Annotated in this window: 10 protein-coding genes; 6 read left to right on the top strand and 4 right to left on the bottom strand. The window is 60.9% G+C overall.

Features of this window, described 5'->3' with window-relative positions; all coding sequences use genetic code 11:
• The gene (locus Q1V60_RS22995; protein WP_300635122.1) at positions 1-4,767 is read right to left on the bottom strand and encodes an NEL-type E3 ubiquitin ligase domain-containing protein; all 4,767 of its coding nucleotides are present in this window, start codon (positions 4,765-4,767) and stop codon (positions 1-3) included.
• A 544-nt stretch (positions 4,768-5,311) separates the two neighbouring features.
• On the opposite strand from Q1V60_RS22995, the gene Q1V60_RS22990 reads away from it, so the two are divergent.
• The 5 genes from Q1V60_RS22990 (at position 5,312) to Q1V60_RS22970 (ending at position 11,068) form a co-directional block, all read left to right on the top strand.
• Positions 5,312-5,857: a hypothetical protein gene (locus tag Q1V60_RS22990; protein WP_300635120.1), complete on the top strand. Its 546-nt coding sequence runs from the start codon at positions 5,312-5,314 to the stop codon at positions 5,855-5,857.
• A 38-nt stretch (positions 5,858-5,895) separates the two neighbouring features.
• Positions 5,896-7,668 (top strand): N-acetylglutaminylglutamine amidotransferase, encoded by a 1,773-nt coding sequence (locus tag Q1V60_RS22985; RefSeq protein WP_300635118.1) that lies wholly within the window; start codon positions 5,896-5,898, stop codon positions 7,666-7,668.
• Between the two features lie 3 nt (positions 7,669-7,671).
• Positions 7,672-9,420, top strand: a complete 1,749-nt coding sequence (gene ngg, locus Q1V60_RS22980) for an N-acetylglutaminylglutamine synthetase (RefSeq protein ID WP_300635116.1) — start codon at positions 7,672-7,674, stop codon at positions 9,418-9,420.
• 161 nt (positions 9,421-9,581) lie between these two features.
• Positions 9,582-10,781 (top strand): osmoprotectant NAGGN system M42 family peptidase, encoded by a 1,200-nt coding sequence (locus Q1V60_RS22975; RefSeq protein ID WP_300635114.1) that lies wholly within the window; start codon positions 9,582-9,584, stop codon positions 10,779-10,781.
• A 59-nt stretch (positions 10,782-10,840) separates the two neighbouring features.
• Entirely contained in the window at positions 10,841-11,068 is a 228-nt protein-coding gene (locus Q1V60_RS22970) for a YheU family protein (RefSeq protein WP_003192759.1), read from the top strand.
• 21 nt (positions 11,069-11,089) lie between these two features.
• Here Q1V60_RS22970 and csrA read toward each other — a convergent pair whose 3' ends face one another.
• Positions 11,090-11,293 (bottom strand): carbon storage regulator CsrA, encoded by a 204-nt coding sequence (gene csrA, locus Q1V60_RS22965; protein WP_300635111.1) that lies wholly within the window; start codon positions 11,291-11,293, stop codon positions 11,090-11,092.
• A gap of 128 nt (positions 11,294-11,421) precedes the next feature.
• Positions 11,422-12,237: an SDR family oxidoreductase gene (locus Q1V60_RS22960; RefSeq protein ID WP_300635109.1), complete on the bottom strand. Its 816-nt coding sequence runs from the start codon at positions 12,235-12,237 to the stop codon at positions 11,422-11,424.
• Between the two features lie 328 nt (positions 12,238-12,565).
• Here Q1V60_RS22960 and Q1V60_RS22955 point away from each other — a divergent pair, with 328 nt between their 5' ends.
• Positions 12,566-12,718, top strand: coding sequence for a DUF3309 family protein (locus Q1V60_RS22955; protein WP_003192767.1), 153 nt, complete (start codon positions 12,566-12,568; stop codon positions 12,716-12,718).
• Between the two features lie 62 nt (positions 12,719-12,780).
• Here Q1V60_RS22955 and Q1V60_RS22950 read toward each other — a convergent pair whose 3' ends face one another.
• A complete protein-coding gene (locus tag Q1V60_RS22950) occupies positions 12,781-14,868 on the bottom strand; it encodes an LTA synthase family protein (protein ID WP_300635106.1) in 2,088 nt (695 codons plus the stop codon).
• Positions 14,869-15,305: the final 437 nt, after the last annotated feature.

The following is a 15,305-nucleotide window of genomic DNA, read 5'->3' as shown; positions in this document are numbered from 1 at the left end:
TCAGGGCCGGGGCAGGCGACAGCTCAGGTCCACTGACTTCATTTCCTGTTGGGTCAGCTGTTTGAGCAGTTCGGTTTCACTGGTTTGCTGGCGCTGGCGAATCTCGATCAACTGGCGCTGAAATTCAGCGTCGGTCATCGACTTCGATCGTTCAAGCACTGTGTTTTGCTCGGCGTGAAACGGTCGATTCATCACTTCGAACCTGTCGGAATACCCACGCCGCAAATGCGAAACCCAAAACCCGCGCCTTACCAGGTCATCCAGAAGGGCCGGAGACATTTCGGCGTTTCGCAGGCGTGTCGCGGCCCGATCCAGGTCCGTTTGGGTCACGCCGCTGAGGCTTTCGAAACGCATGTGCCGTGGCTGGCCGGGCAAGCTGAAACGCTCGACCAGGCCGGTGCGATAAGCCAGGCTGACTTCAGCCGGGTCATACAAGGGGTTGGCCGCACTGTGTTCCTTGACCAGGTCTTCGAGCTGGTCCAGACGGAACACGCCGCGGCCCACGGCAAGCAGCTGCGCCGACGTGGCGCCGCGTTCACTGTCGAGCGTGGCCCTGTGCACCGCGACGTCCACCTCAAGGCTACTGAAGCGGACGGCGGCGGAGTCGTCACAGTTTCTCGGGTCACCCGCTTCGGCGTACAACCGGTGACGCAATTCAGCGTCGTCGTGGGCCGCTTCCAGCACGTCCCATACGCGGCGTTTCTGGTCTTCGCGAACACGCTCGGCATCGGCGGTGTCCCCCAGTTCCGCCAGGAGATGGAACAACGGTTCGGCCTCCGGCTCATCTTTGATGCCGGTCCAGATCGCCTCTTTGCTTGTCGATTGACGCGGCAACCATAATTCGCGCGCCTTGAACTCGTTCATGATCGCTATGTCATCGTCGATGTAGCCCATGCCGACACCGGTCCTGTCGCGATACGCCGTGACTTTTTCCTCGCTGTCCGACGACAGCGGGTTGAGCCGCAGATTAATGACTTTGTTGAAATTCGGATGGCGCTCGAACAAGGCGCTCGGCAATTGCCTGATGGCATTTGCGCGCAGGTCCGCATAGTCAAGTTCGGTCAATTTTTCCAGGCCCTCGGGCAGCTCGCGCAAGCCGGCGTCACGCAGTTTCAAATTGACCAGCTTCGACATGCCGCGCACATCCGGCGTACCGCCCAGTGGGTTCTCGCTCAAATCCAGGGTGGTCAGGCCGTGCATGGCGGCAAGCTTTTTCAAGGTGTAGTCGGTCAGGTTCAGTCGGTTGAACGACATGATCAGGCGCTTGAGCCTGGGCAGATGCGAGAGCATTTCGGGCAGCCGGGAAATCCTGTTGCGCGCCAGGTCCACCGACTCGAGCTGTTTGAACGACTTGAGGAAAAAAACCACGGTGTCGTCCAGGTCCATTTGAGTCAGGGCCAGCTCGCGCAGATGATCGAAGTGGACCTCGGGGGGAAAGATCGGCAAGGTCCCTACGCGCATCCCGTGCAGCTTCAAGCCTGGAACGCTGCGCCCGCCCTTGCCGACCACAAAGGTCAGGCGTCGCCAGGCGTTTTCGATTTCGTCGGCCACCTGCGTACGACTGGTGAACAACTCGTGGGTCATGCCGCGGGTGGCCAGCTTCCAGCTTTTGAGTGTCGCCCGCAGCGTGCCGAGCTGTTTTTCAAGGGCCTTGATCGATTCGGCGCGGGCCAGGTGAGTCGCACCCTGCTCATCCAGAAAGCGGCCGATCTGACCCTCGCTCATTAACGGGAACAACTTGCGCACCTTGCGCGCCAGTGCACTCGGATGAGCCTTGCCGGCGCCCGCCTCCATGGCGCTGGCCTCCACGCACGGTATCGTCGGTTCGGGGTCCAGTGGCTTGCCTTTGAGCAGGCGCAGCATTGCCGGACGATCCTTGGTGGCCTGTTCATAATATTTGAAGCGCAACATGAAACCGTTGTTTCTGTCGCTGGGCAAAAGCCCCACGGCCTGCAAATGACGCTCCGACAACGCATGCAGGCAGGCGGTATACAGGCTTTCCGGGGCCTTCGACGCCTGGCCCAGGCTTAGCCCCTTGGCATCGAACGCTTCATGCAGGCCGTTATTGCGAACCACAATCCTGCGCGTATTGGCGTCAGCCGGGCCCACCCGCTCAAGCAAGGGCCCGAGCATACTGTTCTCGCGCAGTTCAAGGGTGAAGTCCTGCGGCCAGCCAGGCATGCGCTCAAGCAATTCAAGGGTCGCCAACCGGTCACTGGACAACCCCCTGCCCGGCAGAAACAGCTCGGCGCAGGCGCGGTCGACGCGCACGTGCTCCATCGTTTCCCGCGCCCGCTGTGCCAGGCGCAAAGAGATGCGCCCGTCACTGAACAGGCGCATGCGTTCAACGCTGCTGGCCTGGTCGATCAGTTGCTGCGCGGCCCTGACCGGCAGCTGTGGGAAGCGCTCCTTGAACAACTCGAGCACCGGCTCGGTGGGGTGGTCGTAAACCTTATACAGCGCCTCGAACAGTTGCGCGGGGTGCGTGCTCATCCAGTCCCCCACGAGACGGGCCAGGCGCTGCACCGGCTCACCGTCCGACGGGAGGGTGCCGCTGAGCAGTTGCTCGCGCTCTTTATCGCCGATGGCGGCAATGACAGCGCCAAGCGCGCCCTCGCGACGCAGCTCGGCGCGGCTCACGCGCAGGCTGACGTGGCCGGCCGCAAAGCTCGGTTGCCGAGGGTAGGAAGCCACGACCGAACCCTGTTCATCGAGCAACTCCAAAAACATCTGGCGCGGCCATTCCGGGAGTTTGGGCAGTGCATGCAGCAGGATGTCCGGATGCTCGAGGGTGGCGTGCTCACCGTTATCCAGAGCCCAGATGACGTCGCGAATACGCTGCTCGAGCCTGAACCGTTCAGCCTGATCCCTGAAACGCATGGAGACCGGTTGTCCTTCCTGCGCCCAGTACTGCAAGCGTGACAAAGGCGAACCGGTAATTTCCTCAACCTCCCTTAACCTGTCGTTGCCCAGGGTTCGCAAATCAGGCGCGATGCGTGACAGGACATAGCTGGTGCTGGCCCACTCGTCGGGCCTTTCATAAAGGTGCCGCCAGCCGCCTTCGGCGTTCATTTCCAAGGGCGGGGTGAACGCGTGTTCGCGGGTCGGGTGCAGAATGCGCCAATGCCCGGCCTCCTTATCGAAATCGATCTCCACCCCATAGCCATGGTGGCTCAGGTAGCGCTTGCCATCGATCCGATAAATACCGTCTTTGCTGGGTATGCCCTCGATCTCCAAGGGTTGTCGGTATGGCTTGAGATCGCGCCGCCAAAGGCGCCGTGAACCCGCGGATTCGACGGCTTCGAAGCCGTCCAGATCAGCCACCGCGGTCTGCTGCATACGTGCGGTGAATGCCTTTGTGCCTGCCGCAAACGCCGCCATCACGGCGACATTGAGCAACACGTTGCCCAGGTGCGACATGGCTTGACGCTTGTTCCCGGCGCGCCAGTCTTCGACACCGTCGTACACCTCGCCGAGCATTTGGCCGATAGCCACGCCCATCATCAGCTCCCCCAGCACCGGAATAAACATCGCGCCGATATTGGCAATGTTCAGCCCAAAGTCCAGGTAACCCGCGATGCGCTTCTCGCGCTCCAGCGCATCCACATCGGCGGTCGGCACCGCCAGGATCCGGCTGTCCAGTTGCAGTTTTCCCAACAGGCTCTGGAATTGAAAACTCAAAAAGTCGTTGGTGATAGGTCGCTGCTTGAACACGCCAAGCGGTGCTTGCTCATCCAGTGCCTGGAAGAACGCCAGGCGACTGGCTTCGTCGATGTAACACGTGAAGCGCTTCCGGTAGGCGGGCGTCTTCAATTGAATGGCGAGGTATAGCTGAAATTCGGTGAACGTCGCATATTCGTAAAGGCAGCGAGCGGACTCACCGGGCATGTAAACGATACATTGACGGGTGGGGTATTTTTCAACCGAGCCCCTTGAAAACACCACCACACCCCATAGGCAAGCCTGGTCAACATCCAGCCCCTGGATAACCAATGGCTCACCGTTATAAACAATATCGCCGCTTTGGGTGGTCGCCCCGCGCCGCAAAAAAGTGTGCAGCATTTCATAAGCGTGCTCGCTGATCAGGCCTTTCATCCGGGTGATGGCGATGTCCACTTTGAACACCGCAGCCTTCAGGCGCTTGATGTCCTGCTCGACATTACTGGCACCGGCCGGCTGGCTGGGCTTGAACACCTCAAGCAAGTGCTGCTGATAGCGCTTGCCCAGGTCGAGCGAGCGGCAACGTGCGGCAAAGGCAATGGCCGTGGGTTTTACCTTGGCTTGCGTGCTTATCCAGGCCTGCTCGGGCATACCAAACGCGCTGACCTGCTGCTCGGCTTCGGTAAAATTCTGCATCGCCGCGTGCAGCAGTGAGTGGCTTACCCAGCGGGCCGGGCCGCTGAAGGTGCGGTAAAGAGGGGGGCCGATTTCGATACGGTCAAACTGCGGCATCCAGAAAAGGTCTTTGTCGACGTCCAGTCCTTCTCCGAACTCCGCCGCCAGCGCCTTTCGCAATTGTTCGCGGCAGAACCCTTCCACATCCTTCAGATCGCTCAAATACGCCTGCACGCTGCCTTCAAGCAACAACGCTTCATCGGCCGCCGCCGCAAAGGATTTGATCAGTTCGGGAGAGGCCCTCAGCGCCCACGGCGGTAACTTTTCATTCAATACCTCGGCCTTGTCCAGATCCCCGGTCGCTTCCAGCAACAGGGCCAGCATTTCTCGCGAACTGGGTGATTTAACAGCGGGTGTGATTCCTTGCACCATGGACTTATTCCATTCGTTAACGTGGAGACGACCAGTTAACCGCGATAACGTTTTTGCTAAAAACGCATTAATCAATCAGTCACCGCACGCTCTCATTAACAACTTGCATGCATCCGCCATTTAACTAACACCCCATCCGCTACTGCGTCGCGCGTGCGTCATCGCGCCGGCCGCTTATAACCGACAGCTCTAAAAACAAGGGTAAATCGAATTTTTCGCGTACCCGGCCACGGTACCTCGGGCAATAAAAAACCCGGCGCTGTGGCCGGGCTCTGTCAGGTTGCATGCGCGCGTCGAATCTTACTTCGCGCCGCCGTTCCCGCGCTCAGTCTGAGCATCCTGGTCGGAGCCAGGGTTACCAGGCGGGGGATTCCAATCCTCTGGCTTCTCGCCAGTGCCCTGCTTGGGCTCAGACTCAGCTTGATCCAGACCGGAGTCGTGACCCTCTGCGGCGTCAGGCACTTCCTTTTTTGGCCCTGGGTATGGCGCTGCGGGACCGTTGTTGTCTTCCACCATAAATCACCTCCTCGTCAGTAGCGCAGGGATGCGCATACATCTCAGAGGAACTGCATCGACAAAAAGTGCTACCGCTTCGACGAGCGGCAAAAAAACCCGCCGCACGCTGACGAGGCTATTTGTGGCGGGCGTATCAGGCTGTACGGCAAGACCAGGAAGAGCACTGAGCGAAGGTGTCGCGGGAAGTTTTATTGAACGATCAAGCGCTACAGGCCTCGAAAAATCCAGACTACTTACGGCGGCGCGCTCTGATTACGTTTTCGCGCCGGACGGTTCGGGTGCCAGATCAGAGCTACACACCCGAGCCGAAACTGGAGCTAAGCGTTATTGGTTGTCAGCGTTGCGCAAGAGTGGCAGTCGCTTTCGCCGGATGCACGACACCAGACACACCGATGCAACGACGTGCCTGATGCCGGGAGTGAATCCAGCGTTCATTGCCGCTCAGCTTGGGCAGAGTGTCCAGGTGCTGCTTCCAACCGATGCCAAGTGGATCAATGCTTCGAGCGAATTCGCCGAGTTTGAAACGCTGGATTTACCGCAAAACGGTCCAAAATGGGTACCTGAATCGCGGTAGATACGCCTGGGTCCAGCCAATACAAGGCCCTATGCAATATGTGTGGATTAGCTGGCGAGTTACGCTTTGATCATCAACCTGCCGACTTGGCGGCAGTGGAACGAATCACCCATCACCTCGCCCCTCGTGGACCCGACGCCTGGGGTTTCCATGCCCAGGGGCCGATTGCCCTCGGCCACCGGCGCCTGAAAATCATGGACCTGTCGGACGGCTCCGCTCAACCGATGGTCGACGCCCAACTGGGGCTGTCCCTGGCGTTCAACGGTGCGATCTATAACTTCCCGGAACTGCGCACCGAACTCGAAGCCTTGGGCTACGCCTTCTATTCCGGCGGCGACACCGAAGTGCTGCTCAAGGGCTATCACGCCTGGGGCGAAGCGCTGCTGCCCAAGCTCAACGGCATGTTTGCCTTCGCCATCTGGGAGCGCGATGCCCAGCGTCTGTTCATTGCCCGCGACCGTCTGGGCGTCAAGCCGCTGTACCTGTCGCGCACCGGCCAGCGCCTGCGCTTCGCCTCGGCGTTGCCGGCGTTGCTCAAGGGTGGCGATATCAACCCGATCCTGGATCCGGTGGCGCTCAACCATTACCTGAATTTTCACGCGGTGGTGCCTGCACCGCGCACGCTGTTGGCGGGCATCGAAAAGCTGCCGCCGGCGAGCTGGATGCGCATCGACGCGAACGGCAAGATCGAACAGAAAACCTGGTGGACCCTGCCCTACGGCCCCCGTGACGATGAAAAAAACCTGACCCTGGAAGACTGGACCGACCGCGTACTCGACAGCACCCGCGAAGCCGTGGCCATCCGCCAGCGTGCGGCCGTTGACGTCGGCGTGCTGCTCTCCGGCGGCGTCGATTCGAGCATGCTCGTCGGCCTGCTGCGCGAAGTGGGCGTCGAGGACTTGTCGACCTTCTCCATCGGTTTTGAAGACGCCGGCGGCGAGCGCGGCGACGAGTTCCAGTATTCGGATTTGATCGCCAAGCACTACGGCACCCGTCATCACCAACTGCGCATCGCCGAGAGCGAGATCATCGAGCAACTGCCGGCGGCCTTCCGCGCCATGAGCGAGCCGATGGTCAGCCATGACTGCATCGCCTTCTACCTGCTCTCGCGGGAAGTGGCCAAGCATTGCAAGGTGGTGCAAAGCGGCCAGGGCGCCGACGAACTGTTCGCCGGTTACCACTGGTACCCGCAAGTGGACGGCGCCAGCGACCCGTATGCGGCGTACCGTGATGCATTCTTCGACCGCAGCTACGACGACTACGCCGCCACCGTCGCACCGAAATGGCTGACCGCCAACGACGCCGCCGGCGACTTCGTGCGCGAGCACTTTGCGATGCCGGGCGCGGACGCTGCGGTGGACAAGGCGCTGCGCCTGGACAGTACGGTGATGCTGGTGGACGACCCGGTCAAACGCGTCGACAACATGACCATGGCCTGGGGCCTGGAAGCACGTACGCCGTTTCTCGACTACCGCCTGGTGGAACTGTCGGCCCGCGTGCCGGGCAAGTTCAAGTTGCCCGACGGCGGCAAACAGGTGCTCAAGGAGGCCGCGCGCCGCGTGATCCCCAGCGAAGTCATCGACCGCAAGAAAGGCTACTTCCCGGTGCCAGGCCTCAAGCATTTACAGGGCGACACCTTGAACTGGGTGCGCGAGCTGCTGCTGGACCCCAGCCAGGACCGTGGCCTGTTCAACCCCGCCATGCTTGACCGCTTGCTGACCGACCCACAGGGCCAATTGACCCCGTTGCGCGGCTCCAAGCTGTGGCAACTGGCGGCGCTGAACCTGTGGCTCAGCGAACAAGGAATCTGATCCATGAAACCTAACGCCGCGGCGTATAGCCAACGCTTGCTCAAAGGCCAGGCGCCGACCTACGAGCGCCTGCAGGCCCGGCTTGCCGAAGACGGCAGCGCCCAAGGCCCCGAGCCGATTGCCGTGCATTGCGGCTGGGGCCGTTTGCTGATCGGGCATACCTTCCCCGACCCCGCCAGCCTCGCCCAGGAGTTGCTCAACGAGCATCCCGGCGAGCGCGATATTGCCTTGTATGTAGCCGCGCCCCAGCAGATCCTGGGGATCGATCCGCAGCAGTTGTTCCTCGACCCCTCCGACACCCTGCGCCTGTGGTTCAGCGATTACCGCCCTTCCACTCGGGTGTTTCGCGGCTTTCGTATCCGTCGGGTGCAAAGCGAAGCCGATTGGCACGCGGTGAACCTGCTGTATCAGGGGCGCGGCATGCTGCCCGTCGATGCCGAACGCCTCACCCCCCGTCATCTGGGCGGCCCGGTGTATTGGCTGGCGGAGGATGAAGACAGCGGCGCGGTGATCGGCAGCGTGATGGGCCTGAACCACCAGAAAGCCTTTCGCGACCCGGAAAACGGTTGCAGCCTGTGGTGCCTGGCAGTGGACCCGCAATGCACCCGCCCAGGCGTGGGGGAAGTGCTGGTGCGCCATCTGGTGGAACACTTCATGAGCCGTGGCTTGAGCTACCTGGACCTGTCGGTGCTGCACGATAATCGCCAGGCCAAAAACCTCTACGCCAAGCTCGGTTTTCGCGCATTGACCACCTTTGCGATCAAGCACAAGAACGGCATCAACCAGCCGCTGTTCCTTGGCCCTGGGCCACAGGCGGGGTTCAATCCCTACGCTCGGATCATCGTTGAGGAAGCCCATCGACGCGGTATCGATGTGCATGTGGACGATGCCGATGCCGGCCTGTTCACCCTCAGCCACGGCGGGCGCCGCGTGCGTTGCCGCGAGTCGCTGAGTGACCTGACCAGCGCCATCAGCATGACCCTGTGCCAGGACAAGAGCCTGACCCACAAGGTACTCAAAGCCGCCGGTTTGAAGCTGCCTGCGCAACAGCTGGCAGGCAGCGCCGATGACAACCTGGAATTTCTCGACGAACACCAACGCATCGTGGTCAAGCCGCTGGATGGCGAGCAGGGCCAAGGCGTGGCGGTGGATCTGCAAACCATCGAGGATGTGCAGCAGGCGATTGAAGCGGCGCGCCAGTTTGACAGCCGGGTGCTGCTCGAGAGCTTCCACGAAGGCCTGGACCTGCGCATCCTGGTGATCGGCTTTGAAGTGGTCGCCGCCGCGATTCGCCGCCCGGCTGAAGTGGTAGGTGACGGTCAGCATTCGATTCGCACCTTGATCGAAGCCCAGAGCCGGCGCCGCCAGGCCGCCACCGATGGCGAGAGCAAAATCCCCCTGGACGCCGAAACCGAGCGCACCCTGAAAGCCGCCGGGTATGACTACAACAGCATCCTGCCGCGCGGCGTGCAATTGGCCGTGCGCCGCACCGCCAACCTGCATACCGGCGGCTGCCTGGAGGATGTCACGGCGATTTTGCATCCGACGCTGGTGGACGCCGCCGTGCGCGCCGCCCGGGCCCTGGATATCCCGATGGTCGGCCTGGACCTGATGGTGCCCGCGGCGGATCAACCCGAATACGTGTTCATCGAAGCCAACGAGCGGGCCGGCCTGGCCAATCATGAACCGCAACCTACCGCTGAGAAATTTGTGGATTTGTTGTTTCCACACAGTCAGCCGGCCGCTCAATAACCTGTGGCGCGGGAGCTTGCTCCCGCTGGGCTGCGCGGCAGTCCTGAACATGCCATCGCGCCTTAACTGGAAGAACGGGGTGAATTGCTTGGGGCTGCTTCGCAGCCCAGCGGGAGCAGCACCCTCTCCACAAAAACGCGCTTATCTGATCAGGAGTCTTTATGACCCGAACCATCCCAGAACCCGACCTCGCCTACCTGCAAAAAGTCCTGCTGGAAATGCTCGCCATTCCCAGCCCCACCGGGTTTACCGACACCATCGTGCGCTACGTCGCCGAACGCCTGGAAGAACTCGGCATCCCGTTTGAAATGACTCGGCGCGGCACGATTCGCGCCACCCTCAAGGGCCAGAAAAACAGCCCTGACCGTGCCGTTTCCGCGCACCTGGACACCATCGGCGCCGCCGTGCGCGCAATCAAGGACAACGGCCGTTTGACCCTGGCGCCGGTCGGCTGCTGGTCGAGCCGTTTTGCCGAAGGCAGCCGCGTCAGCCTGTTCACCGACAACGGCGTGATTCGCGGCAGCGTGTTGCCATTGATGGCCTCCGGGCACGCGTTCAACACCGCCGTGGATGAAATGCCGGTGAGCTGGGACCATGTGGAATTGCGCCTGGACGCCTACTGCGCGACCCGTGCCGATTGCGATTCCCTGGGGGTCAGCATCGGTGACTACGTAGCGTTCGATCCCCTGCCGGAGTTCACCGAAAGCGGTCACATCAGCGCGCGCCACCTGGATGACAAAGCCGGCGTCGCCGCCCTGCTCGCCGCACTCAAGGCGATCATCGACAGCGGTGAACCGCTGCTGATCGACTGCCATCCGCTGTTCACCATTACCGAGGAAACCGGCAGTGGCGCGGCCGCTGCGCTGCCCTGGGATGTCAGCGAGTTCGTCGGTATCGATATCGCCCCGGTCGCCCCCGGCCAGCATTCCAGCGAACACGCGGTGAGCGTGGCGATGCAGGATTCCGGTGGGCCGTATGATTATCATCTGTCACGGCATTTGCTGCGCCTGGCGTCGGATAACGACCTGCCGGTGCGCCGCGACCTGTTCCGCTATTACTTCAGCGATGCCCATTCGGCGGTGACCGCCGGGCATGACATTCGCACCGCCCTGCTGGCGTTCGGCTGCGACGCCACCCACGGTTACGAGCGCACCCATATCGACAGCCTCGCGGCCCTTAGCCGCCTGCTGGGCGCGTACATCCTCAGCCCACCGGTATTCGCCAGTGACGCGCAACCGGCCCAGGGCTCTCTCGATCGCTTCAGCCATCAGATCGAACATGAGACGCAAATGGAGAGCGATACCCGCGTGCCGTCGGTGGACAGCCTGGTCGGCCATAAGGCTGACGCCGGCAACACCTGATACTGGTAACAACGGTCCCGGCACAGTAGCATCGCAGGGACCTGACACCCGAGGCTTGTATGCTGATTCCCTACGACGCGCTTGAAGTCGACACCCTGACCCGCCTCATCGAAGATTTCGTCACCCGCGACGGCACCGACAACGGCGACGACACACCGCTGGAAACCCGTGTTTTGCGCGTACGCCAGGCGCTGACCAAGGGCCAGGCCCTGATCGTGTTCGATCCGGAAAGCGAACAATGCCAATTGATGCTCAAACACGACGTGCCCAAGCATCTGTTTGACTGACGTCGACACTCAAGGCGCTTGTTAGGGATTGGGTGCCGGCAACGGACGCGTCGCGGCGGCCTGACGCTCCTGGATTTTGCGGTAGACCTCGGCGCGATGCACGCTGACCGCTGCCGGTGCTTCAATACCGAACTTCACGTGGTGTGCGCTGACTTCAAGAATGTGCAGAGTGATGTCATCGCCGATAGAGATGGTTTTGCCTATGGCGCGGCTCAAGACCAGCATGGCGGTTATCCTTTTCCAGTGTGCGGGCCACTGACCATGCTTGTTTGACGCGCCACCGGCAATGGCTTGCGGTCAAATCAGGCGCAACCTACATGCATAGGTAACTTACCTGACAGACCGCACCCCGATCAGCCCTTAATAGCCTGCGCCTTGGCGCGCATCTTGTCGGCCATCAGCGTCATTTCGTCATACAGCAGCTGTGGGTTTTTCTGTTTGAGCGCCCACGCCATCCGCCCCTGTTCATGGGGCAGGATCATGAACTCGCCCTCGGCCACGCGCTGGTAAATGTAGTCGGCGATATCCGTTGCCGAGATCGGCGAACTCTCAAGCAATTTGCCCACTTGAGCCTTCATTGCCGGGGTCGGCCCGCGGAATGAATCGAGCAGATTGGTCTGGAAAAACGACGGGCATACCACGTGCACACCGATTTCCTGCTGTTTGAGTTCCACCAGCAGGCTTTCCGACAGCGCCACCACACCGGCCTTGGCCACGTTGTAGTTGCTCATCGCCGGCCCCTGCATCAGCGCGGCCATCGAGGCGATGTTGATGATGCGGCCCTTGCTCTGTTCCAACAGCGGCAGGAACGCTTTGCAGCCCTTGACGACGCCCATCAGGTTGATTGCGATCTGCCAGTCCCAATCTTCGAGAGACAGCTCGGCAAAGAAACCACCGGAGGCCACGCCGGCGTTATTGACGATCACATCGATGCCGCCGAACTTTACTTCGCACGCCTGCGCGAACGCGGTGAGCTGGCTGTAGTCCCGCACATCGCAGCGCTGGATGAACCCGTCGCCACCGGCCTGGCGCACGTACTTGAGGGTTTCCTGCAAGCCGGGCTCGCTGACATCCGACAAGGCCAGCCGCCAACCTTCACGGGCCCAGCGCAGCGCGATTTCACGACCCAGGCCGGACCCGGCGCCAGTAATCATCATGCGGTTTTGCATAGGAAGTAGCCTTGTGGTCACGAGAGAAGTGACCGGCAGTGTAGCGAAGGTTTTTGCGCCACCCACGCACCATCAGAGTGATGAATGCCCCAGGCAAACCGCAGGCTCGGTCCGATTCGTGCCTATAGCCTAAGTTCATTTTTTTTCAACTAAGTTGATGTATTTGCGCAGGCGTTAAAAGAAATAAGTAGGCAAGCGAAATGCTTTAAAAAAATACGGAATTATTGGTGATGAGGCACAGTCGTAGTGGGTAAGCCGTCCATAAACGTGTGGACGAGACTCCCGCTGCATAACCGGTCTTTACAGAAGGCCTATAAGGAATAAAACCATGAGCCTCATTCTGATCATTATCCTGATTCTGTTGCTGGTCGGTGGCCTGCCGGTGTTCCCGCACTCGCGTAACTGGGGTTATGGCCCGTCGGGCATCCTGGGTGTAGTGCTGGTGGTTCTGCTGGTGCTGTTGTTACTCGGCAAAATATAACCAGCGTTTGCACCGATAAAAAAAAGAGGCCTCATTGAGGCCTCTTTTTTATTGCCCGGTTTTTAGTCCGGTTTACCGTCTACGACGCCTGCGGTGTTATCCAACAGGCTCTTGGTGGCGGTTTGCAGGAACGATTCGAGTTTCTGCTTCAACGCCGCCTCGTCCGGCGATTCTGCGATCACCTTGCCGGTCGGGTTGGCGCCCAGTTCGTATTGCCACAGCTTGGGCGGCATTTCCTTGGGCAAGACCAGCACGCGATCCGCCGTGAGCAGCGCCACCGTCTGGTCGCTGCCCGATGGCTTGATCACGCCGAAGCCCTTGTCGCCTTCCGGCAGGTTGAGCAGGTCACGGCCCCAGCACTGGTGCAGGGTGTCACCGCCGAGGCGGCCCATGATGGTCGGTACGATATCCACCTGAGTGCCCACGGTGTGGTCACGCTCGCCGAACTTTTCCTGCATGCCCGGTGCAATCATCAGCATCGGCACGTTGAAACGGCCCAAGTCCATCTCGGTGATCTGCTGCTCGTTACCGAAGCCGTGGTCACCCACCACCACGAACAGGGTTTCCTTGAAATACGGCTCCTTGCGGGCCTTCTCGAAGAACTGGCCCAACGCCCAGTCCGAGTAGCGCATGGCCGTCAAATGCTCGTTGAGGCTGCCACGGTCGGTGACTTTCTCAACCGGCAATGGCGTCGGCAACGCGTACGGCGTGTGGTTGGACAGGGTTTGCAGCAATGCGTAGAACGGCTTGCCGCCTTCGCGGGCCTTCAGTTCTTCCAGGCCACGGCTGAACATGTCCTGGTCGGACACACCCCAGGTCGGGTCGGAGAACACCGGGTCGACGAAGTCGTTGCGGCCGATGAAGTTGGTCATGCCCTGGTTGCTGAAGAAGCCCGACTGGTTGTCCCAGGCGAAGTCGCCGTTGTAGACATACACATCGTCGAAATCACGCGCGCTCAGCAACTGCGGCAGGCCCGACAGCTTGTGGCTGCCCTCGGGAGTCTGCATCAGGTATTCGAAGCCCGGCAGGTTCGGAAAGCACGCCATGGTGGCGAACATGCCCTGGTGGGTGTGGGTGCCGTTGGAGAAGAAGCGATCGAACAGCAAGCCTTCCTTGGACAATTTGTCGAAGTACGGCGTGATATTGCCAGGACGACCCAAAGCGCCCACCGAGTGACCGGCGAAGCTCTCCATCAGGATCACCACCACGTTCTTGATCGGCAGGGTCTTCTCGGCCGGCGGCGTGAAATCACGGCGCACGGCGGCGCTGTCGGTATCCACCAGTTTTTCGCTCGGCAGTACCAGCATGTCACGCACGGTCTGGGTGGCCAGCGGTTGCTCCAGAGTCGCTTTCCAGACATTGGAACGATCTTCGGAGAAGCGCGCCTTGGCCGCGCCGATCAGCGACAGCGTGCCATTAAGGCCCAACTGGTTGGCGAAGTTCGAATCGGTGGTGTACACATCGCCCCAACGCAACGGCGGGCCCTGGCGCAGGGTGCCACGGATGGCGACCACGGCGACCAGCAGGCACACCACGAACACCGCAATGCGGCTGTACCACGGCGCCACCTGGCGCGTACCAATGCTGCCGCCGCTGAACGGGCCACGCGGGCGCGTTGCGCGGTCGGCGCCTTTGAAGGCCATGCTCAGGATCAGCGTGCCCACGGCCCAGGCCAGCAGATACCGCACGACCGGGAAGCCGTACCAGAGCATGCTCACCACGGTTTTCGGGTCTTCCTTTACGTACTGGAAGACCAGGCCGTTAAGGCGCTGGTGGAACTCACGGTAGAAGTCCATCTCCATCAGGCCCAGGAACAGCGCAATGCTGGACGCGACAGTCAGCCACAACCGGAAAAACCCACGCGCCGCCATGGCCCGTACGCTGAACAAGGCCAGCAGCAGCGGGATCAGCAGGTACATCACCAGGCGGATATCCAGGCGCAGGCCGTTGGCGAACGCTTCCAGGAAGGTCGAGGCCGGTGTGTCGAGGATCATCTCGCGGTTGTAGACCAGCAACGCCAGGCGCAGCAGGGAGAACATCACCATCATGACCAGTGCGCAGAGCAGCGTGTACGCCAGATGGGATTTGACGGTCGGTTGCAGCAGGCGATTTGAAGCTCGCTGCTGATTCAGGGCGTCCGGGTTTGCCATGTCGTTTTAGGACCCATTGGAAGTTGAAGTTGCGAAATAATGCAGTGGCGTCCGCCCCTCGCCCAGGCTGGCCGGGGGTGGGCAGTTAACGCGGCGGGGCAAATGGTGCCCGATCAACGGCATCAACGCTATAAATTACTGAACGTGCGCCGTCGCCTTGCCTTTAGGACACCAGAGGATAGAGCCTTGGCAGAGGAACAAAGCGGGCGAATTGTCTTGGATGGGATGTGAAAATTTTGTGCTGCGAACACTTTCGACACACAAAACTCGCAGGGACGCTGAAAGCAAATGCTGGAGGGGCAAGCCCTAATGCCAGTCAGTTAAGACAGAACCGGTCCCTGTGGCGAGGGAGCTTGCTCCCGCTGGACTGCGTAGCAGTCCCATTTTTGGGGCCGCTTCGCGCCCCAACGGGAGCAAGCTCCCTCGCCACAGGTCGC

The organism is Pseudomonas sp., assembly GCF_030147005.1.
Lineage (GTDB): Bacteria > Pseudomonadota > Gammaproteobacteria > Pseudomonadales > Pseudomonadaceae > Aquipseudomonas.
Note: the sequence above shows the minus strand (reverse complement) of the source record. Positions and strands in the feature narration are given on the sequence as shown.

Coding starts and splice junctions, on each gene's coding strand:
- Q1V60_RS22975 (WP_300635114.1), top strand. CDS start 9,582: ATGACCCGAACCATCCCAGAACCCGACCTCGCCTACCTGCAAAAAGTC.
- Q1V60_RS22955 (WP_003192767.1), top strand. CDS start 12,566: ATGAGCCTCATTCTGATCATTATCCTGATTCTGTTGCTGGTCGGTGGC.
- Q1V60_RS22960 (WP_300635109.1), bottom strand. CDS start 12,237: ATGCAAAACCGCATGATGATTACTGGCGCCGGGTCCGGCCTGGGTCGT.
- Q1V60_RS22950 (WP_300635106.1), bottom strand. CDS start 14,868: ATGGCAAACCCGGACGCCCTGAATCAGCAGCGAGCTTCAAATCGCCTG.
- ngg (WP_300635116.1), top strand. CDS start 7,672: ATGAAACCTAACGCCGCGGCGTATAGCCAACGCTTGCTCAAAGGCCAG.
- Q1V60_RS22970 (WP_003192759.1), top strand. CDS start 10,841: ATGCTGATTCCCTACGACGCGCTTGAAGTCGACACCCTGACCCGCCTC.
- csrA (WP_300635111.1), bottom strand. CDS start 11,293: ATGCTGGTCTTGAGCCGCGCCATAGGCAAAACCATCTCTATCGGCGAT.
- Q1V60_RS22995 (WP_300635122.1), bottom strand. CDS start 4,767: ATGGTGCAAGGAATCACACCCGCTGTTAAATCACCCAGTTCGCGAGAA.
- Q1V60_RS22990 (WP_300635120.1), top strand. CDS start 5,312: ATGCGCATACATCTCAGAGGAACTGCATCGACAAAAAGTGCTACCGCT.
- Q1V60_RS22985 (WP_300635118.1), top strand. CDS start 5,896: ATGTGTGGATTAGCTGGCGAGTTACGCTTTGATCATCAACCTGCCGAC.